This is a genomic window from Micromonospora sp. FIMYZ51, assembly GCF_038246755.1.
GTDB lineage: Bacteria > Actinomycetota > Actinomycetes > Mycobacteriales > Micromonosporaceae > Micromonospora.
Genome location: NZ_CP134706.1, coordinates 6,956,735 through 6,975,046, shown reverse-complemented (window position 1 = coordinate 6,975,046; position 18,312 = coordinate 6,956,735). Strand labels below are relative to the sequence as shown.

The window sequence follows — 18,312 nt, the reverse complement described above, 5'->3', positions numbered from 1 at the left end:
GGCTGGCCGCGTGTCGAACGAAGAACCGGTGCGGATGCACCTGACCGATCCCCGTGCCATGCGTGCCCTGGCGCACGCCACCCGGCTACGGCTGCTCGGCGAGTTGCGGTCGCGGGGGCCGCAGAGCGTCGGCATGCTCAGCGAGGTCCTCGACGAGGCGGTCGGCTCGGTCAGTTACCACCTGAGCAAGCTCGCCGAGCACGGCTTCGTGCAGGAGGCGCCCGAGCATGCGCGCAGCCGTCGGGAACGCTGGTGGCGGGCGTCGCACACCCTGACCGCCTGGGAACCACTGGAGGCGCTCGGCGACCCGGAGCGCAAGGCCGCCTCCGATCTGCTGCGCCGGGCGATTCTCGACCGGTACCAGAAGGCGTTGCAGAGCTACCTGGACGCGGAGGCGACGTTCGAGCCGGAGTGGGTACGCGGCACCGCCAACAGCGACCGGGGTTACCACCTCACCGCCGAGGAACTCGGCGAACTGCGCGCCGAGTTGGAGGCGTTGGCGGCCCGCTGGCAGCAGCGCAGCAACGCCGACCGGGCCGACGCCCGCCTGGTCACGCTGATCTACCACGCGTTCCGGCGGCCGGAGTGAACAGTCGGTCGCGCGCCCCACTGGCCGGTCTGCTGATCGGGCACGCGGTCTCGCTGACCGGCAACATGCTGACGATCATCGCGTTGCCGCTCTATGTCCTCGCCGAAACTGGCTCACCGGCCGCCACCGGCCTCACCGGAGCGGTGGCCACCGTTCCGATCGTGCTCGGCGGGGCACTGGGTGGGGTCCTGGTCGACCGGATCGGATACCGGCGGGCCAGCGTGCTGGCCGACCTGATCTCCTGCCTGACGGTAGCCGCGATCCCGCTGCTGCACGTCACCGTGGGGCTGCCCTTCTGGGCCCTGCTGGTGCTCGTGTTCCTGACCAATCTGCTCGACACGCCAGGGCATACCGCCCGCATCGCCCTGCTGCCCGAGGCGGCGGCTGCCGCCGGCCTGCCGACCGAGCGGGCGATCGGCTGGTTCGAGGCCACCGAGCGGGGCGCCCGCCTGCTCGGCGCGCCGGTGGCCGGTCTGCTGGTCGCCACCCTGGGTGCGCTGCCCGTCCTGGCCCTCGACGCGGCGACCTTCGTGCTGTCGGCCGTGGTCGTCGCCGTACTGGTCCCAGCCCGCCTGCAACCCGGCGCCGACCAGCCCGCAGCCGTCGATGACAGCGGAGGTTACTGGCGGCAGTTCGCCGCCGGGGTGCGCTTCCTGATCAGCGAACCGCTGCTCCGCGCCATGGTCCTGCTCGTGCTGGTCACGAACTTCTTCGACGCCACGAAGACAAATGTGCTGCTGCCCGTCGTCGCGCACCGGGAACTCGGTGGGGCGACCGCGCTCGGGCTGCTTGTCGGTGCGATGGCGGGCGGCGCCGTCGCCGGCTCGCTGGTGTTCAGCGCGATCGGCCACCGACTGCCGCGCCGGGTGACCTTCGTGGTCGCCTTCGCCGTGTGCGGACCGCCGCCGTTCCTGGGCCTGGCCGCCGGGCTGCCACTACCCGTGCTGATGACCATCTTCGTCGTCGCGGGCTTCGCCGCCGGCGCGATCAATCCGATGATCGGCGCCATCAAGCTCGAACGGGTGCCGGTCCGGATGCGAGCCCGGGTCTACGGCGTGATCGGTGCCGGCGCCTGGGCGGCCATCCCGCTCGGTGCACTCAGCGCCGGCTTCGCCAGCGAGCACGCCGGTACCACGCCCACCCTGGTCGTGGTCGGCGTCGGTTACCTCCTGGTCGTCCTCACTCCGCTGCTCGGCGGCCCATGGCGGACGATGAACCGGCCACTGCACCAGGTACCGTCGCCGCCCCGCGCCGATCGATCGGACTTCTCCGCAGCCTCGCCCGGCCCGGCCGTGAATGCGAGTGCCGGCCCGGCCGTGAATGCGGGTGCCGGCCCGGCCGTGAATGCGGGTGCCGGCCCGGCCGTGAATGCGGGTGCCGGCCCGGCCGTGGGCGCCGGCCCGGATGTCGATGCGAGCGCCGGCTCGGCCGGGGATGCGAGCACCGGCTCGGCCGCTGGCGTGGCCGTCAGGGTGGCGGGGGTACCGGATAATCGCGGGATGTCCGACCAGTTACCGGAAACCGCATGAGCGTCGTCCTGCTGCTCTCCCTCGCCGGTCTCGCCCTGATCGACAGCACCAGCATCGGCACCCTGTTCATTCCGGTCTGGCTGCTGCTCGCTCCCGGCCCGGTCAGCGTCCGGCGGATGTTGACCTATCTCGGCACGATCGCCGGCTTCTACTTCGTGGTCGGGGTGCTGCTCTACTTCGGCGGCACCGGCCTGGCCGAGGCGCTGGGTGGGGCGCTGGACAACCGGCCGGTGCTCTGGGGCCAGTTGGCGCTCGGGATCGGGTTGTTTGTGCTCAGCTTCCGCTACGACGGCAAGCGCAATGGCGGCACCGGCCGGGTGCTGCGGTGGCGGGACCGGGTCACCGCCGGTAATTCCTCGCCCCGGTGGCTGGTCGGGTTGGCGGTGTTCGCCGCGCTCGCCGAGGTGGCGACGATGCTGCCGTACCTCGGTGCGCTGGGCTTGTTGACCACCTCGGGTCTGGCGGTTTCGACCGCGGTGGCGCTGCTGGGGGCGTACTGCCTGGTCATGGTCCTGCCGGCGATGCTGCTACTGGGCGGACGGGTGGCCTGGCCGAGCCGGATCGAGCCGGTGCTCGCCCGCCTCAACGCGTGGATCGTCCGGTCGTCCGGAAGCATGCTCGGCTGGGTGCTGGGCATCGCCGGTTTCCTGATCGCCCGGGACGCCGCCGTGCGGCTGGAACTGTTCGAGATGCTCGCGAACCGCTGATCAACCGGTCACCCGGTGCGGGCCGGTGTAGATGTTCATCGTCCGGCCACGCAGGAAACCGACAAGGGTCAGCCCCGCCTCGGCGGCCAGGTCGACCGCGAGCGTGCTCGGTGCCGAGACCGCCGCGAGCAGGGGCAGCCCGGCCATCCACGCCTTCTGGGTCAGTTCGAAGCTGGCCCGGCCCGAGACGAGCAGAAGGTGCCCGGCCAGCGGCAGCCGGCGCTCGCGTACCGCCCAGCCGACCACCTTGTCCACCGCGTTGTGCCGCCCGACGTCCTCGCGCAGCACCACCAGTTCACCGTCGGCGGTGAACAGGCCCGCCGCGTGCAGCCCGCCGGTGCGGTCGAAGCCCCGCTGCCCGGCGCGCAGCCGCTGCGGCAACTCGGCCAACACCTCGGCCGGTACGGCCAGCGGGTCGTCGGCCACCGCGAAGAGGGACCGGGTACGCACCGCGTCGATGCTCTCCTTGCCGCACACCCCGCAGGCGCTGGTGGTGTGGAAGTGGCGACTCGCCTCGGCGGCCGGCTCCGGCACACCGGGTGCCAGCGTCACGTCCACGACGTTGTAGGTGTTCGGCGTCTCCGTCCCCGAGCAGAGCTGCGCGGTGGAGATGTCGTCCGCCGACCGGATCAGCCCCTCGGTGAGCAGGAAGCCGATGGCCAGGTCAAGATCCGCACCGGGGGTACGCATGGTGACCGCGAGTGGTCGTCGCGCCGGTCCGGCCGCACCCACCCGGATCTCCAGTGGCTCCTCCACCGCGAGACTGTCCGGCCGCCGCACCCGACCGCGCCCAACGTCGCCAGCATCAAGATCGACACGAAGCACACCTCGCCGATCAGTAACCCGTCCCATCCCCTCATCCTGCCCCTTCGCCCTGCCCTCCTGCCCTGCCGATCTTGCGCTTGTGCTCGCTTGCCGGCGGCTTCTGCGGCATTTGTCGAGGCAAGACGTGCAAGCTCGACTGAGCCCGTTCGGGGCAGGAGAAGGAGAAGGGGGCGCGGGTAGCGTGGGGGCGTGGGGGTGTACGCGGCGGTGGTGCTCGCGGGGGGTGCGGGACGCCGGATGGGCGGGCTGGACAAGGCGGCGCTGCCGGTCGGCGGGGTGCCGATGCGCGAGCGGGTACTCGCCGAGGTGGCCGACGCGTCGCCTCGGATCCTGGTCGGACCCGGGCCGGCACCGCCAGGGGTACGCCTGACCCGGGAGGTGCCGGCGGGTGGTGGACCGGTGGCCGCCATCGCCGCCGGCCTGGCCCTGCTCGACGCCGACGTGCCGGCCGTCGCCCTGCTCGCGGCCGACCTGCCGCTGCTCACCCGCTCCGCCGTCGGCAAGCTGCTGCACCACCTCGGTAAGCGATCAACCGGCACGCTCGGTGAGCGACAAACCGGCACGCTCGGCGAGCCACCGACCGGTGCCCTCGGCGACTCATCGGCCGGCACGCCAATCGAGCCCTCGGCTGACGCGCTCGGTGAGCCACCGGCCGACGCGCTCGGTGAGCCACCGACCGACGCGCTCGGCGGGCCACCGGCCGACGCGCTCGGCGGGCCACCGACCGGCGCGGTCGGTGCTCTCGACGGGGTGTGCTTCGTGGACAGGGATGGGCGGCGGCAGACGCTCTGCGGGGTGTGGCGCCCGGATGCTCTGCGCGCCGGCCTCCATCGGCTCGCCGTCGAGCGCGGCGGAGAACTGGCCGGTGCGCCGCTTCGGGAATTGCTCGCCGGACTCGTCGTGCACGAGGTGACCTGGTCCGGTGCGGGCCCGCCGCCGTGGTTCGACTGCGACACTGAGCGCGACGTACGCCGAGCGGAGGAGTGGATGCGGTGACCGTGATGGACGACTGGGTCACGGCGGCCTGTGCGGAGTTGGGTCTCGATCCGGCGCAGGTACCGGTGCCCACCGTGCTCGACCTCGCTCGGGACGTGGCCCATCAGGTGCTGCGACCAGGCGCCCCGGTCACCGCGTACCTGCTCGGCCTGGCCGTCGGCCGCGGTGCCGATCCCGCCGCGACGGCCGCCCGCCTCGCCGACCTGGCCGGCACCTGGCCGGTCGAACTGGGCCGCGACCGCACCGCCGAGTGACCGGCTGCGCCGCGACCGCACCACGCACGGACCGAGCCGGGCTGCGCCGCGACCGCACCACGCACGGACCGAGCCGGGCTGCGCCGCGACCGCACCACGCACGGACCGAGCCGGGCTGCGCCGCGACCGCACCACGCACGGACCGAGTCGGGCTGTGCCGCGACCACACCAGGGACCGAGTCGGGCTGTGCCGCGACCACACCGGTGTATCGACCGTGTCCGATCACCGTCCGGGTCGAGCCCTCCGGCGGGCGGCTGGGTAGGGTGACCGGAACGGACGGAGGCGATCATGACGGCAGACCACCCCTCGGTGCCGCCCGGCGCCACGGCACACCACGAGTCGATCCTGCTCGACGAGCCGAGCACTGCCGACCTGCGGGCGAAGGTGACGCAGGCGTGGCAGGAGTTCGCCCGGGCACTGGCCGACCGGTTGGGCGCCCTGCCGCCGGGAGCACACGTCGAGCTGACCCTGGACCCGACCGCCTCCGGCACCGATGATGCCGTCTACTCGGTGGGCGTCGAGATCGGCGCTGACGGCCGCTTCGAGGCGCGGGCGGTGGGCAACGCGGCGCTGCCGCAGGGACACCGACTGGACCGGGCGGCGGTTGCCGACATGGTCGCGTTGGGCTGGTCACCGCCGGGCGTGGTGGAGGGCTCCGGGGACCAGTTCGGGTTGCATGCGGCGGCCGGAGAGAGCGGTCGGCTGGCCGCCCTGCTCTCGCGTACGCTCCGCGACATCTACGGTGCCCCACACCCGGCCTTCCTGGTCTATGTGATCGAGGACGCCGAGGGTGAGGCGCTGCCCGGACCGCCGCTGGGCACCGCGCGCGGTGGCTCCCTTCTGCTGCGGGAGATCGCGACCGACCTGGAGGAGGCGCTGGCCGTCGCCGGTGAGGCCGGGGCGGAGACCGAGGTGCTGGAGCTGGCCGAGCGGGTCCGGACGGTCGTCTCGACGATGCTCAAGTCGGACTTGGACCGGCTCCAGGTCGACTCCGACGGTGACATCAACATCCGCGCCGGCTCGGCCATGGTCTTCGTCCGGGTCCGCGACAACCCACCGCTGGTCGACGTCTTCTCTCCGGTGCTGACCGAGGTCGAGCCCACCGAGCGGTTGTACGTCAAGCTCTCCGAGCTGACCAACCGGATGCCCATCGGCCGCCTCTACTGCGCCGACGACACGGTGTGGGCGTCGATCCCGGTCTTCGGCCGGAATTTCCAGCCCACCCATCTGATGCTCGCGGTGCAGGTGATGACCGGGCTGGCGGACGAGTTGGACGACCGGCTGCACGGTGAGTTCGGCGGCAAGCGCTTCTTCAGCGAGGGGGACACGCCGGTCCGGCGCGGGGAGCACCGCACCGGCATGTACCTGTGAGCCCGGTCAGCGCAGGTCGAGCAGGGTCTTGCCGACGGTCGCCCGGGAGCTGATTGCCGCGTGCGCCTCGGCCGCGCGTTCCAGCGGAAACCGCTGGCCGATCACCGCGCGCAGCCGACCGGCCGCCGCCTGCGCGAGCGCCCGCTCGGTGTACGCCCGCAGCTGCTGCGGTGTCGGTGTCGGCCGGATCAGCGTCACGCCCCGCCCGGCGGCGGTCTCGTCGCCGATGTCGGCCCACTCGCCGCTGGCCAGCCCGAAGCTGAGCATCCGGCCGCCCGGGGCGAGCAGCTCGAACGCTGTGCGCCCGACCGTGCCGCCGACCCCGTCGAAGACGACGTCGACCCCGTCGACCGCTGAGCGGACCTGCTCGGGCCAGCCCGGCTCCAGGTAGTCGACGGCGACCTGCGCGCCCAACCCGGGCAGCAACGCGACCTTCCGGGCACCACCGGCGAGCCCGACCACCCGGGTACCGGCTGCGGCCGCGAGTTGGACCAGCAGGCTGCCCACCCCACCGGCGGCGGCCTCGATCAGCACCCGGTCGCTCGCGCGAAGCTCGGCCGCCTCGGCCAGCATCAGCGCGGTACGCCCGTCGGCGAGCACCGCCACCGCCTGGTCCAGCGGCAACCCGTCCGGCACCGGGACCGGCGCGGCAGCGTCCACCACGACCCGCTCGGCGTACGCGCCGGACCCGCCGGTGCTGGTGACCACCCGCTGTCCGACAAGTCCCGGGTCGACGTCCGGCCCGACCGCCCCGATCACGCCGCCCACCCCGTTGCCGGGGATCACCGGCAGCGTGGCGGTCGACGGCCCGAAGCCGGTGGCGCGAAACTGCGTCTCCACGAAGGTGATGTTGGCGTGCACCACGTCGACGAGGACCTGACCTGGGCCGGGTACCGGATCGGGTGCCGGGCCAGGTACCAACGTCTCCGGCCCGCCGAACTCGCGCAACCACACCGCCCGCATGTCTTCCCCTCCACGATCGGCCGAAGCCCAGTGGACTACCTCAACCTCGGTTCAGGTCAAGGGCGGGTGGGGCCCGGAAACCCCGAAGAAACCGGGCCCCACCCGCTGCGGGAGGAAGGCTCAGGTCGTGGCGATCCAGCTCAGGCTCTGCGCGGTGGCCGGATCGGAGGCGCGCAGGCCCGCCTCGGACACGGTCCAGAGCACATCGCCGATCACCAGCGCCCGGCGCACCGGCGGTTTCCAGGTCCAGGACTGCCGGCCGTCGCCCTGGCGTACGACGGGGTGGGTCACCGCGCCGATCTCGCTTATCGTGTCGGCGGTGACGCGCAGCAGCCGGATGCCCTCGTTGACGGGCAACGCCAGCAGGCCGGTGTCCGGCCGGTACAGGAAGGCGTGCGGGTCGTGGTCGACGCTGGACCAGGTGCGGGGCAGGTGCCACTGGTTCAGCCGGGTCGGTCGGGCCGGATCGCGGACGTCGAAGAGGGACACCTGGACTCCCTCGGCCCGCCCGTCCCGGTCGGCCTCCTGACCAACGCCGAGCAGCCGCCCGTCGGGCAGCGGATGCAGGTACGCCGAGTAGCCGGTGATCTTGAGTTCTCCGGTGACCGCGGGTGCGGTTGGGTCGGCCAGATCGAGCGAGTAGAGCGGGTCGGTCTGCCGGAAGGTGACCACGTACGCGACCGGCCCGAGGTAGCGCACCGAGTAGATGCGTTCGCCCCGACCCAGCCCGCCGACCATCCCGACGGGCACCAACGCACCAGCCTCCCGGCGCAGCACCCGCACGGCGGACTCGGACGTCCGGCCCTCGCCCCACAGGTCACCGGTGGTGGTCGCCACCCGGAGGTGACCGTCCCATTCGGAGAGCGCGTACTGATTGATCAGCCAACCCGGCACCGAGCCGGCGGCGAGGAAACGGGGCCGGCCCGGCGTCCCGGTGCCGAACTGGTAGATCTCGGTGACCTGATCGGTCGGTGCCGGCCGCCAGCGCGCCGTGCGGGCCATCGGCGCTGGCCGCTGGCCGGCGAGGTAGAGGCTGGTAGCCGTCCCGTAGACGGTGTCGGCATCGGCCACCACGCCGACCGGATCGCCGTCGCCGAGCCGGTCGGCGGTGAGGTCGAAGCTGAGCACGGTGAGCGTGGTCGAGCCGGTCATCCGCTCCGGGCGGCTGAGTCGGTCGCAGCCGACCCGTCCGGTGTGCCGCTCGCCGCCGGCCGTCCACTCGTACTCCGGCAGCCATGCCTCGACCCCGGCCCGCGCGATCACCTTGCGGTTGCGTTCGGTCCGGACCCGGTCGCTGCCCTTGCCGCCGACCGGAAACTCCAGCTGGGCGCCCGCGCGGACCGCCACCCGGGCGGTGGCGCCGGTCAGCCGGGCGTCGACGGTGTGGCCCTGGATGCGGTACGTGCCGAGCAGCCGGGGATCGCCGGTCAGGTCGACCAGCAACAGGCGGGTGGCACCGGCAGGCCGGGTCGACCGGAAGCTCCCGGCCGGCGTCGACACCTCCGCCGCGAGCACCAGCGCCCGGTCACCGAGCAGCAGGAGCCGCTGCTCGGCCCAGTACGACTCCGCCCGGCCATCGGTCAGGTCGAGCTTTCCGGTGAGCTGGCGGCCGACCGGGTCCACCACCCGCAGTACGCCGTTGGTGACCGTGACGATCCGCCGGCCGTCGGTCTTGACCAGATCGGGCTCGTCCACGCCGGCCTCGTGGTTGTTTGTCGTCGAGTGCGCTACCTCGGCAGCCGGGCCGGCGGCACCGGCCAAGGTGCGCGCGGACGACTTGGCGGCACCGAGGGCGCCGTCGCTGAGCAGGACCGACTCACCGGCGAAGCCGTAGGGGCCGACCGCCGCAGTGGCCGCCGCGCGTAGTTCGGTGAGGGCGTCGGCACAGGAGTCGAAGGAGACCAGACCTACCGGCACCATCGACGATCCGACGCCGCCAGGTCCGGGTGGCGCGGGTGGCGGCGCGGCCACGCTGCCGGCGAGCAGAGTGAGCGCCACCAGCGATCCGCTGGCCGTGGCGAGCTTGGTTCCCCGTTTCATGGCTGGTTCGACGCGGTCCGCGCGCATCCGGTTCCCCGGGCGAATGTGCATCCGCCCGGTCGCGCTACGTTCTGGGCAACGGCAGCCAGGCGATGCGTTTGGCGGTGGTCGGGTCGTGGGCCGCGATGCCGACGCGGGAAACCGTCCAGAGCGCGCCGTCGGCGAGCATCGACCTATCAATTACGTTGTGCCGCTCGCGGTGGCGCCGACTGTCTTCGGGGTGCTCGACCACGCCGATTGTGTCCACGTTTCCGTCGGTCAGCCGGAGCAGGTGCAGCTCGTCATCGGTGGTGACCGTCAGCAGCCCGGTTCCCGGCTCGTACTGAAAGGACCCGGAACGGAACGTGTTGACCCGCGACTTCTGGTCCAGCGTCCATGGGACGGCGGTGGTCGGCGCCGACGGGTCACGCATGTCGAACAGCGAGATGCGCGGACCAATGTGGAAATCAGCAGCGCTCATCTCGTGTCCCACGCCGAGCAGTCGTCCGTCGGGCAACGGATGCAGGTATGTCGTCCGGCCGGCGAGCTTCGCGTCGCCGGCCACCCGAGGGCTGCCCGGATCCTTGAGATCCAGTGTGTACAGCCGCTCCTCGTCCTCAAGGTACCGCCGGGTGATCAGATATGCCTGGTCATCGAGGTAGCGTACGGACTGAAGCTGCTCCTCCTGGCCGATCACGCCGACCACGCCGGTCTCCACAATCGTGCCGTCGACACCCCGCAGCACCCGCAGCGTCCAGGCAGGTGACTGATTCTCGTCCGCGTTACCCGTGATCACCCGCAGCTGTCCCTGCCACCCCGACAGCGCGTCCGGGCTCTCCGGCCAGCCGGGTACCGAACCGGAGGCGAGATAGCGAGGGCGACCGGGGCCGGCGATGTCGAACTGGTAGATGTCCGTCTTCCGGTCCTGCTTGAGCGATGCTTCGGCGACGTAGAGGTGGGAGTCGGCCACATGGACCAGGTCGGGTCGGGCGGCGATGCTCACCGGGTCGCCGTCGTCGAAGCGATCGCGGGTCAGGTCGAAGCTGAGCACGGTGAGCGTCCAGGCGCCGGTCGCCCGCTCCGAGCCACTGAACCGGTCGCAGCCGACCTGCCCGGTGTGCCACTCGCTGCCGTCGTACCACTCGTATTTCGGCAGCCAGGAATCGATGCCGGCCTCGGCGATCACCTGCCGCTTCTGCTCAAGCAGGGTCTGCGTGCTCGCCTTCCCATCGTCGGCTGGGAAGTCGAACTTCGCGTTCGTCCGGATCATCACCCGGACGGTGTCGCCGGTGAGCCGGGCGGCCTCGGGGTAGCCCTGGATCTGGTATTTGCTGAGAATCCGTGGCGTCTTGGAGAGGTCGATCAGGAGCATCCTGGCGATGGCGCCCGGTGGCAGCCGAGTGTTGTGCCTGTCCTTCGGCCGGGGCGCGTTGGCGTCCGGGGGCAGGTCGCCGAGCAACAACCAGTGGGTCACCACAAGCGCCCGGTCGCCGCGGAGCAGCAACTCGTACCGCACCGAGTTGGCGTCGCCGTCGCCGTGCAACTTCAGCTTCCCGGTCTCCTGCCGACTCGTCGTGTCGACGACCCGCAGAAATCCCTGGTCGATCAGGACGATCCGCCGGCCGTCGGTCTTGACCACGTCCGGCAGTTCCCCGCCGGACTCGGGCTCGGTGCCGGTGGGGGCCGGTCCGTCGGCGCTCAGGTACGACCGCAGGTAGTCCGCGCTGTACTCGTCATCCTCGTCGAGGAAGCCGTCCGGCCCGATGTAGGCCGCTGCCGCCGTCCGGAGCCCGGCCAGGGCCTGGTCGCAGGAGTCGTAGCCGACCAGGGGCGGACCGGGTACGGGCCGCCCGTGGTCCTTCCGCTCGTCCGGTGAGTCGGTGCATCCGGCGAGCACGATCAGTGCGGTGACGAGTGTGCCGGCGAGGCAGGTACGGATCCCCCGAAACATGGCGCCTTAGACGCGCCCGGGGCATGTGCGGTTCCTGTCGGCAGCATGTTTGTCGATGTCCGCCGGACGGTCGTGGCTACCGCTGGACGCCGACGGCGCTGGTGAACGAGTTCGCCACGCGCTCCGCCACGGCCAGCCCGGCCGATGCCGGGTGCCGGCGGTCAGCGGGTGGACGGGCCGACGCCGGGGGACTCGACCAGCCGGGACAGCACGATTGTGCTCCGGGAGGAGGTCACGAACGTCTCCGCCCGCAGCCGCTCCAACGCCTCCTCAAGGTGGGCGATGTCGGCGGCGCGCAGGTGCACGAGCGCGTCGGCCTCCCCGGAGACGGTGTACGCCCCGACCACCTCCGGGTGGCGCCGGACGGCGGCACCGATCTGGGCCGGGGTGGTCCGGCCGGCACAGAACAGTTCGACGAACGCCTCGGTGGTCCAACCGACCGCGGCGGGATCCACGACCGTGGTGAATCCCCGGATCACCCCGGCCGCACGCAGCCGGTCGACCCGACGCTTCACCGCCGGAGCGGAGAGTGACACCCGGTTGCCGATGTCCGCGTACGACGCCCGAGCGTCTGCGACGAGCAACGCAATGATTCGCTGGTCAACGGCGTCGATCTGCAATGTTCCGCCTCTGAGAAGCAACGGTTCTGGCTGTTCCGGAAGTTCTACCCTACCTACTCTTGGTGACCGTGAACCAGCAGCGAGTGCCGCGAAAGCGGACATATCTCATGTGCTCGCCTGAGCACTTCGCGGTCGAGTACGCGATCAACCCGTGGATGGACGTGACCGCTCCGGTCGACCCGGAGTTGGCGGTCAAGCAGTGGGACCGCCTGCGGGAGACCCTCATCGGGCTCGGCCATGACGTGCACCTGCTGGTCCCCGAGCCCGGCCTGCCCGACATGGTCTACGCCGCCAACGGTGCCTTCATGGTGGACGGGACGGTCTACGGGGCGCAGTTCAAGCACCACCAGCGGACCGCCGAGGCGGCGGCGCACCGGGCCTTCTACGAGTCGCGGGACTGGCGGTTCATCGCGCCGAACGAGACAAACGAGGGCGAAGGCGACTTCGCGTACCTGCCGGAGGCGTACGGCGGGCTGATCCTGGCCGGGTACGGGTTCCGCACCGAACTGTCCGCGCACGCCGAGGCGCAGGAGGCGTTGGGTCGGCCGGTGGTCTCGCTGCGGCTGGTCGACCCGCGCTTCTACCACCTGGACGTGGCGCTCGCCTCGATCGACGACGGCAACGTCGTCTACTACCCGGGCGCGTTCTCCGCCGCCAGCCAGAAGGTCCTCGCCCAGCTCTTCCCGGACGCGGTGCTCGCGGACGACGACGACGCCCTCGCCTTCGGCCTGAACCTGGTCAGCGACGGGGCCAACGTGGTGCTCAACAGCGAGGCGACCCGGCTGGCCAGCCGGCTGAAGACGGCCGGCTACACGCCCGTGCCGGTCGAGTTGACCGAGCTGAAGAAGGGCGGCGGCAGCGTGAAGTGCTGTATCGCCGAGCTGCGGCCCTGAGCCGCTGCCCGTCGAGTGTTAACAGGGGGCCCTTCCTCTACCTGAGGCGTTAATAGGGGGCCCTTCCTTGCATGCTCAGCCGAGGGTGGCCAGTTCGTTCACCAGCACGTTCGACAGCACCTGACCGTCGCGCTGCACCTCGCGCAGGTACCACTTCTGCTGCGGGGTGCGCGGCTGGTTGAACTGCCACGCGCCGCGCGGGCTGTCAATCTGACCGATCCGGCCGAGCGCGAGGTTCACCTCCTGCGGGGTGGGCGTCGAGCCGGCGAGACGGATCGCCTGGTCGAGCACCTTCGCCGCGTCGTACGAGGCCATCGCGTAGGTCGTCGGCGAGGCGTTGTGCTTCTTGCGGTACGCCGAGGCGAACCGCCGGTTGGCGGCGTTGTTCAGGTCTGCGGAGTAGTTCAACGCCGTGCGGATGCCGAGCGCGTCGCCCGCCGGCCGGATGCTCTCCAGCACCGAGCCCTCGGTGAGGAAGCCGGGCGCGTAGATCGCGCCTTTGAACCCGCCGTCGCGCAGCTGCATGATGAATTCTGCCGCCGCGGTGCCGGAGTAGAAGCAGAAGACCACCGAGGGGTTGCGGTCGAGTGCCCGGGCGATGTCGGAGACGTAGGCGGTCTTGCTCGGGCTCGGGCTGTTGGACGTCCAGATCACCGGGTCGGCGATGCGCGGGTCGGACTCGCCGAACTCCTGGCGGAAGCCGCGCAGCACGTCCTCGACGCCGACGCCCGCCTCCGGCAGGATGATCGCGACCCGGTCGTTGCGGCCCAGTTCGTCCTTGAGGTAACGGCCGAGCGCCCGGCCGGCCTCGTCGAGCACGTACGAGGTACGCCAGATGTACACGACGCTCTGGAGGCTGGTCGGCGAGGCGTTCGAGCCGATCAGTGGGACCCGGGCCTGCTCGATGGCGTCCCGGATGCCGAACATGACCGCCGAGCTGGCGACCCCGGTCAGGGCGAGTACGCCCTGCTTGAGCAGCCCGTCCACGGCGGCCTGGCCGCTCTTGGCGTTGTCTCCCTCGTCGGCCACGAGCAGGTCGACCGGGCGACCGCCGAGCCGGTTGTCGTTGAGTTCCAGGTAGAGCTGGAAGCCGTTGTTGAGTTCGTCGCCGATGGGCTTGCCCGGGCCGGCCTGCGGCGCGATCAAGCCGATCTTGACCGGTGTCAGGCTCTCCTCGGTGCCGCTTTCCTCGGCATCAGAGCCACATCCGGTGACGACTGCCCCCGTACCGAGTGCGGCGAGCAGCTGGAGTGCCCGCCTGCGGTTCATCTGCGACACCGGGTTCCCTTCAATTACCTTGCCGGAGCGGCCGTCCGCCCCCTCGGCGTTCTACCCGCTCGACGACGCTGCGTCAATGGCTATTGATCTTCCGAAAACGACCGCAACGTGCTGGTTACCTTGGGCCAGGCCGGCGACTCCGGGTCGATGAGCCCGTAATGTTCGCATTCCGGCAGCTCGACAAGGTGCATATCGGCACCCGCTGCCCGGGCTGCGGCCACGTACGCGCGGCTCAGCTCCACCGGAACCTGTCGATCCAGAGTGCCGTGAATCACTACGGTCCGTGGTGGGAGTGAGGTCAGCGCGCCGGGATCGGCGTCCGCGTACCGCTCGGGCACCTCGGCCGGACCGCCGCCCAGCAGGGCGGCCACCGCACCGGTGTCCAGGTCGAGCCGGTACGCCTCGGCCAGGTCGGCCACCGGAGCGAGGGCGAGTACGCCGCCGACGGCGTCCGGTGTGCGCGCCGCCGCGTACAGCGCGAGGTGTCCACCGGCCGAGTGCCCGACCAGGATCGCCCGCCCCGGTGCGACCCGGCCGGGCAGGGCGGCGGCGGCCAGCCGTGGCAGCGCGGACACCCCGGCCAGCACGTCGGTGAGCGTTCCCGGCCAGCCGCCACCGGGCTGCCCGGTCCGGCGATATTCCAGCTGGGCGACCGGGTACCCGAGGGCCGCCAGCGCAGCGGCCAGCGGGCCGGTGTGCCGCCGGTCGTACTCCGCCCGCCAGAATCCACCGTGCACCACGATCAACAGGGGCCGGGGCGGGCCGTCGCCGGCCGGCTGCCGCAGGTCGGCGATCTGATCGGGATGCTCGCCGTAGGCGACGGTCAGCTCCGGATCGGGGGCCGGCCGGGTCAGCACGGCGCGCGGGTCGAGCGGCATCGGCCGACGGTAGCGTGAATCACCACGGACCAGGAAAAGGGGTCCCCTCCCGCTCGGGCCGGCGGGCATTGGGCAACCCGGCTGGGTAAAGATGGAGGGCATGACCGAAGGACGCTCCGCTGGACAGAACGACGAGCCTGGCCGGGACGGCACCGGGCACCCCGGCACGGTGGTGGTGGTCGGGCCGGACGGCCGACCGGTCGGCACGGTACAGACCGACGACGGACCGGGGGAGGATCCGTCCCGCCTGGTCGAGCAACCGGCCAAGGTCATGCGGATCGGCAGCATGATCAAGCAACTGCTGGAGGAGGTCAAGGCCGCCCCCCTGGACGACGCCAGCCGGCACCGGATGCGCGAGATCCACCAGCGCTCGATCGTCGAGCTGAAGGAAGGGTTGGCTCCCGAGCTGCGCGAGGAACTCGAACGGCTCTCCCTGCCGTTCACCGAGGACCAGGCGCCGAGCGAAGGTGAGCTGCGGATCGCCCACGCCCAGCTCGTCGGCTGGTTGGAGGGGCTGTTCCACGGCATCCAGGCCGCCCTCGTCGCGCAGCAGATGGCGGCCCGGGTGCAACTGGAGCAGATGCGTTCCGGTCGGCAGGCGCTGCCCAGCGGGCCGGCCGGGGCGGTGCTGCCGGGAATGCCCGGCCTGGGGCAGCCCGGTGGCGAGGGTCACAGCACCGGCCAGTACCTCTGACCGTGACCGCGCGGCCCGCCATCGGGCGGGCCGCGCGGTCGGCTCGCCCGTGCCCTCAGTCCACCCCGAAAACCTTCTCCAGGTACGTCGCGACCCCGTCGGTGGAGTTCGCCGAGGTGACGTCGTCGGCGACGGCCCGCACGGCGGGGTGTGCGTTGGCCACCGCCACCGCCCGCCCGGCCCAGGTCAGCATCGGTACGTCGTTCGGCATGTCGCCGAAGGCCAGCACGTCGGCCGCCTCGACCCCGATCCGGTGGCAGTACCAGGCCAGCCCGGCCGCCTTGGTCACGCCGACCGCGGAGATCTCCACCAGGCCGGAGCGCGAGGAGTGGGTGGCCTCGGCCAATCCGGTGAGGGCCTCGGCGACCAACTGGGTGAACCGGTCCGGGTCCGGGTGTGCCTCGGCCCGGGCCAGCAGCTTCACCGCCGGCAGCGAATGCAGTTCGTCGGGGTGCTCGACCACCCGGATCGCGGCTTCGTCGGCGTCCCAGCGCAGCGGGTAGTGCGCCTCGTGGCGCATCTGCCGACCGTCGACGATCTCCACCGCCAGGCTCACCCCGGGCACCTCGGCCCGCAGCCGGCGGGCCACCTCGGCGAGCAACTCGGGGGCGAGCGGGTCGGCCCGCAGCACCTCGTCGTTGACCGGGTCGTAGACCACTGCACCGTTGGCACAGACCGCGGGCAGCGGCTCGGCGAGCTGGTCGTACACGAGTCGGAGCCAGCGGATCGGGCGGCCGGTGACCAGCACCACAGGCGTGCCCCCGGCGGAGATCCGGGCCAGCACGGCTGCGGTGTGGGCGCTGAGCGTACGGTCGTCGCGGAGCAGGGTGCCGTCGATGTCACTGGCGATCAGGCGTGGCGTTGCCTCCATCACCTGGACAGTAGCCGGTCGAGGTAGAGCGCCACGCCGTCGTCGTCGTTGCGCAAGGTGATCTCGTCGGCGGCGGCCCGCAGCGTCGGATGGGCGTTCGCGACCGCCACCCGACTCCACCCGGCCCACTCGAACATCGGCAGGTCGTTGGGCATGTCCCCGAAGACCAGCACCTCGGCCGGGTCCACACCGAGGCGCTGCGCCACCACGGTCAAGCCGGTCGCCTTGTCCGCGCCGGGCGGGCAGATCTCGATGAACCCCAACCCGGCCTGGGTGAGCGTGGCGAGGTGCGGCGGCACGATTTCCCGGGCGACCGCCAGCAACTCGTCGACGTGATGGTCGGCGGTCCGGGCGAACGCCTTGATCACGTCACCGGCGAGGCACTCGGCCCGGCTGCGTACCTCGAACCGGTCCTGGTAGGGCCAGGCCGGATGGTAATCACCCCAGAGCGGGGCATCGTGCTCGTCGGACGCCTCGACCATCACGGTGAGCGGGCCTACCGCCACCTCCAGTTCGGCCAGCAGGGTGGCCAGCACCTCGCTGGAGAGACGCTCGTCGCGGAGCACCACCGGGCCGGCCGGATCGCTCTGGTCGACCACCTGGCCACCGCCGGCCATCACCAGGAAGTCCGCGGCACGGATGTCGTTGCGGGTCAGCTCGGTCAGCCGGGGACCGCGACCGGTGGCGCCGACCACCGGGATGCCGGCGGCGCGGACCCGGTCGAGAACCTCATGGGTGTACGCCGAGACAGTGTCGTCGCTGCGGACGAGCGTGCCGTCAAGGTCGGTGGCGATCAGCTTGGGCAGGCCAGGGCGGGTCATGGTTCCTCCTTCGCCCGCCGCCGTCGCGGCCAGCCGTACGGTCCCCGGTAGGCGACCCGGCGTGACGGCGGGCAGCAACCGTACCTCGCGGATCCGGCCGCAACCATGACTTCCCGGCGAATCGGGTGCCAACGGACGGCGGCGCCCAAGTGACCAGGCGATCAGCCCAGCAGACCTCGGGGCGGGGGTGCCTCCCGGGCGAAGGGAACGGTCGGCGTGACGGTGAGGTCGACCGGTGGACGGTCGTCGTCCGGCTCTGCGTCGTCCTGCCGCGACCTGGTCCGACGCGGCTGCTTGGCCGGCTCGGCGGATGCGTCGGCCGACCGCGGGACGGCCCGGGCGAGTGCGGCGGCGAAGAGCAGCACGGCGCCGAAGGCCATCACCAGCCCTCGGCCGTGCTCGATCTTGAAGCCGTCCTCGGCGGAGTAGAACGGAATCTGCCGGTTCTCGTCGAACGTGACCGCAGTCGCCGCCAGCACCGCGAGCAGACCTGTGGCCAGGGCCAGGCCGCCCACCCGCGCGTTGACCCGTACCGCGGTGGTGCCGCGCAGCGCGAGCGCGACCACGGAGCCGAGCAGGAGGATGCCCACCACGTAGCCGACCCCCAGCCCGCCGATCTCGGTCACGCCGCTGGCCATCTCGACCGGCGTGACCCCCTCGCCCTCGCCGGAGGGGAGGGTGATGGTCACCCATTCGCCGATCAGCGAGAGCAGGGCGGCCACGGCACCGAGCCCGGCCAGCAACAGTGGCAACCGGTGATCGCTGCCGAGTCCGGCGAAGGCCCGGCCGAGTCGTCCGGTGGCCGGCGAATCGTCGTCCTGCGTGCCCCACTCGACCACGCTGGTGCCCTCTGGTCGGTCGTCCTGACGGGGGATGGGGAGGTCGTGGGTCATCACTCAACCTCTCGTGACATGGCACCGGGCACCCCGCCCGCGCCGCATGCCGCCGGTACGCCGTCCGCATCGAATGATTCCACAATCCGCGCGTCCCACCCGGGAACGCGGACGGGCAAGCCGCGCCGGTCGGTCGCCGGGCGGCGCTCGGTGCACTAG

At 71.7% G+C, this 18,312-nt stretch carries 18 protein-coding genes; 8 read left to right on the top strand and 10 right to left on the bottom strand.

Annotation, left to right across the window (positions count from 1 at the left end):
- Positions 1 to 10: 10 nt before the first annotated feature.
- From QQG74_RS31280 to QQG74_RS31270, 3 genes are read left to right on the top strand one after another with little or no spacing between them, the layout of a single operon-like run.
- On the top strand, positions 11 to 589 hold the full coding sequence (locus QQG74_RS31280; protein ID WP_341718198.1) for a helix-turn-helix domain-containing protein: 579 nt from the start codon (positions 11 to 13) through the stop codon (positions 587 to 589).
- Positions 586 to 2,118: an MFS transporter gene (locus QQG74_RS31275; protein ID WP_341718197.1), complete on the top strand. Its 1,533-nt coding sequence runs from the start codon at positions 586 to 588 to the stop codon at positions 2,116 to 2,118. Before QQG74_RS31280 ends, QQG74_RS31275 begins: the two co-directional genes overlap by 4 nt.
- A complete protein-coding gene (locus tag QQG74_RS31270) occupies positions 2,115 to 2,825 on the top strand; it encodes a GAP family protein (RefSeq protein ID WP_341718196.1) in 711 nt (236 codons plus the stop codon). Before QQG74_RS31275 ends, QQG74_RS31270 begins: the two co-directional genes overlap by 4 nt.
- On the opposite strand, the gene fdhD is transcribed toward QQG74_RS31270, so the two are convergent.
- Positions 2,826 to 3,677 carry a formate dehydrogenase accessory sulfurtransferase FdhD gene (gene fdhD, locus QQG74_RS31265; protein ID WP_341718195.1) on the bottom strand — a complete coding sequence of 284 codons (852 nt, stop codon included), beginning with the start codon at positions 3,675 to 3,677 and terminating at the stop codon, positions 2,826 to 2,828.
- 162 nt (positions 3,678 to 3,839) lie between these two features.
- Here fdhD and QQG74_RS31260 point away from each other — a divergent pair, with 162 nt between their 5' ends.
- The 3 genes from QQG74_RS31260 (at position 3,840) to QQG74_RS31250 (ending at position 6,272) form a co-directional block, all read left to right on the top strand.
- Complete coding sequence (locus QQG74_RS31260) at positions 3,840 to 4,646, top strand: NTP transferase domain-containing protein (RefSeq protein ID WP_341718194.1); 807 nt, start codon at positions 3,840 to 3,842, stop codon at positions 4,644 to 4,646.
- Positions 4,643 to 4,900 (top strand): DUF6457 domain-containing protein, encoded by a 258-nt coding sequence (locus QQG74_RS31255; RefSeq protein WP_341718193.1) that lies wholly within the window; start codon positions 4,643 to 4,645, stop codon positions 4,898 to 4,900. Before QQG74_RS31260 ends, QQG74_RS31255 begins: the two co-directional genes overlap by 4 nt.
- Positions 4,901 to 5,189: 289 nt before the next feature.
- Positions 5,190 to 6,272 carry a hypothetical protein gene (locus QQG74_RS31250; protein ID WP_341718192.1) on the top strand — a complete coding sequence of 361 codons (1,083 nt, stop codon included), beginning with the start codon at positions 5,190 to 5,192 and terminating at the stop codon, positions 6,270 to 6,272.
- 6 nt (positions 6,273 to 6,278) lie between these two features.
- Here QQG74_RS31250 and QQG74_RS31245 read toward each other — a convergent pair whose 3' ends face one another.
- The 4 genes from QQG74_RS31245 to QQG74_RS31230 form a co-directional block, all read right to left on the bottom strand.
- Positions 6,279 to 7,235 (bottom strand): zinc-binding dehydrogenase, encoded by a 957-nt coding sequence (locus QQG74_RS31245; RefSeq protein ID WP_341718191.1) that lies wholly within the window; start codon positions 7,233 to 7,235, stop codon positions 6,279 to 6,281.
- 120 nt (positions 7,236 to 7,355) lie between these two features.
- Complete coding sequence (locus QQG74_RS31240) at positions 7,356 to 9,275, bottom strand: beta-propeller domain-containing protein (RefSeq protein WP_341718190.1); 1,920 nt, start codon at positions 9,273 to 9,275, stop codon at positions 7,356 to 7,358.
- A gap of 64 nt (positions 9,276 to 9,339) precedes the next feature.
- Positions 9,340 to 11,205 (bottom strand): beta-propeller domain-containing protein, encoded by a 1,866-nt coding sequence (locus tag QQG74_RS31235; protein WP_341718189.1) that lies wholly within the window; start codon positions 11,203 to 11,205, stop codon positions 9,340 to 9,342.
- A 161-nt stretch (positions 11,206 to 11,366) separates the two neighbouring features.
- Positions 11,367 to 11,825 (bottom strand): Lrp/AsnC family transcriptional regulator, encoded by a 459-nt coding sequence (locus QQG74_RS31230; RefSeq protein ID WP_341718188.1) that lies wholly within the window; start codon positions 11,823 to 11,825, stop codon positions 11,367 to 11,369.
- A 59-nt stretch (positions 11,826 to 11,884) separates the two neighbouring features.
- Here QQG74_RS31230 and ddaH point away from each other — a divergent pair, with 59 nt between their 5' ends.
- The gene (gene ddaH / locus QQG74_RS31225) at positions 11,885 to 12,718 is read left to right on the top strand and encodes a dimethylargininase (RefSeq protein WP_341718187.1); all 834 of its coding nucleotides are present in this window, start codon (positions 11,885 to 11,887) and stop codon (positions 12,716 to 12,718) included.
- 75 nt (positions 12,719 to 12,793) lie between these two features.
- Here the strand turns inward: ddaH and QQG74_RS31220 are convergent, their stop codons facing one another.
- Positions 12,794 to 13,996, bottom strand: a complete 1,203-nt coding sequence (locus QQG74_RS31220) for an ABC transporter substrate-binding protein (RefSeq protein ID WP_341718186.1) — start codon at positions 13,994 to 13,996, stop codon at positions 12,794 to 12,796.
- A gap of 80 nt (positions 13,997 to 14,076) precedes the next feature.
- Positions 14,077 to 14,874: an alpha/beta hydrolase gene (locus QQG74_RS31215; RefSeq protein ID WP_341718185.1), complete on the bottom strand. Its 798-nt coding sequence runs from the start codon at positions 14,872 to 14,874 to the stop codon at positions 14,077 to 14,079.
- A 91-nt stretch (positions 14,875 to 14,965) separates the two neighbouring features.
- On the opposite strand from QQG74_RS31215, the gene QQG74_RS31210 reads away from it, so the two are divergent.
- Positions 14,966 to 15,568, top strand: a complete 603-nt coding sequence (locus QQG74_RS31210; protein ID WP_341718184.1) for a bacterial proteasome activator family protein — start codon at positions 14,966 to 14,968, stop codon at positions 15,566 to 15,568.
- Between the two features lie 55 nt (positions 15,569 to 15,623).
- On the opposite strand, the gene QQG74_RS31205 is transcribed toward QQG74_RS31210, so the two are convergent.
- From QQG74_RS31205 to QQG74_RS31195, 3 genes are all read right to left on the bottom strand, one after another.
- A complete protein-coding gene (locus tag QQG74_RS31205) occupies positions 15,624 to 16,439 on the bottom strand; it encodes an HAD family hydrolase (protein ID WP_341718183.1) in 816 nt (271 codons plus the stop codon).
- Positions 16,439 to 17,260, bottom strand: coding sequence for an HAD family hydrolase (locus QQG74_RS31200; protein WP_341718182.1), 822 nt, complete (start codon positions 17,258 to 17,260; stop codon positions 16,439 to 16,441). Before QQG74_RS31200 ends, QQG74_RS31205 begins: the two co-directional genes overlap by 1 nt.
- Before the next feature lie 161 nt (positions 17,261 to 17,421).
- Complete coding sequence (locus tag QQG74_RS31195; RefSeq protein ID WP_341718181.1) at positions 17,422 to 18,153, bottom strand: hypothetical protein; 732 nt, start codon at positions 18,151 to 18,153, stop codon at positions 17,422 to 17,424.
- Between the last annotated feature and the right edge of the window lie 159 nt (positions 18,154 to 18,312).

What these genes read in the sequence shown, in the direction of transcription:
- QQG74_RS31270 (WP_341718196.1), top strand. Translation starts at nt 2,115, where the DNA reads ATGAGCGTCGTCCTGCTGCTCTCCCTCGCCGGTCTCGCCCTGATCGAC.
- fdhD (WP_341718195.1), bottom strand. Translation starts at nt 3,677, where the DNA reads ATGGGACGGGTTACTGATCGGCGAGGTGTGCTTCGTGTCGATCTTGAT.
- QQG74_RS31250 (WP_341718192.1), top strand. Translation starts at nt 5,190, where the DNA reads ATGACGGCAGACCACCCCTCGGTGCCGCCCGGCGCCACGGCACACCAC.
- QQG74_RS31245 (WP_341718191.1), bottom strand. Translation starts at nt 7,235, where the DNA reads ATGCGGGCGGTGTGGTTGCGCGAGTTCGGCGGGCCGGAGACGTTGGTA.
- QQG74_RS31240 (WP_341718190.1), bottom strand. Translation starts at nt 9,275, where the DNA reads ATGAAACGGGGAACCAAGCTCGCCACGGCCAGCGGATCGCTGGTGGCG.
- QQG74_RS31235 (WP_341718189.1), bottom strand. Translation starts at nt 11,205, where the DNA reads ATGTTTCGGGGGATCCGTACCTGCCTCGCCGGCACACTCGTCACCGCA.
- QQG74_RS31215 (WP_341718185.1), bottom strand. Translation starts at nt 14,874, where the DNA reads ATGCCGCTCGACCCGCGCGCCGTGCTGACCCGGCCGGCCCCCGATCCG.
- QQG74_RS31210 (WP_341718184.1), top strand. Translation starts at nt 14,966, where the DNA reads ATGGAGGGCATGACCGAAGGACGCTCCGCTGGACAGAACGACGAGCCT.
- QQG74_RS31205 (WP_341718183.1), bottom strand. Translation starts at nt 16,439, where the DNA reads ATGGAGGCAACGCCACGCCTGATCGCCAGTGACATCGACGGCACCCTG.
- QQG74_RS31200 (WP_341718182.1), bottom strand. Translation starts at nt 17,260, where the DNA reads ATGACCCGCCCTGGCCTGCCCAAGCTGATCGCCACCGACCTTGACGGC.
- QQG74_RS31195 (WP_341718181.1), bottom strand. Translation starts at nt 18,153, where the DNA reads ATGACCCACGACCTCCCCATCCCCCGTCAGGACGACCGACCAGAGGGC.